The organism is Marinobacter iranensis (genome assembly GCF_029207565.1).
In the GTDB taxonomy this organism is placed as follows: domain Bacteria; phylum Pseudomonadota; class Gammaproteobacteria; order Pseudomonadales; family Oleiphilaceae; genus Marinobacter; species Marinobacter iranensis.
The window spans coordinates 1-270 of the sequence record NZ_JANCMW010000174.1; the positions used below are offsets into that span (position 1 = coordinate 1).

At 59.3% G+C, this 270-nt stretch carries 1 protein-coding gene; it reads right to left on the minus strand.

All coding sequences use genetic code 11. The annotated features are described in order from the left end of the window. Positions 1–176, minus strand: a 176-nt coding sequence (locus NLU14_RS23250) for a YdeI/OmpD-associated family protein (protein ID WP_420845094.1), incomplete at its 3' end; no start/stop codon positions are given. Between the last annotated feature and the right edge of the window lie 94 nt (positions 177–270).

Here is a 270-nt window from a genome sequence, read left to right on the forward strand (position 1 = left end):
ATCTGATCGAGCCGCTTCAGCCGCGTCTCCTCGCGCTTGGCCCGCGCAATCCAGCCCAGATAGTCGTTCTTCTGGTAGTCGGGTCGCGCCGCATAGGCGGCAGCCAGCCCGTTCTGATCGAGAGCCGTTCGATCATCTTCGGGCTTGGGATTGATGGCACGCTTCAATTTCGTCATCCGGTAACCTTAGCCAGCCGCCGACAAGGGTCAATCGATCGGACCGATCCCACTGGGCAATTTGCTGCCGGCATCGTATGAAACGCGACATCAT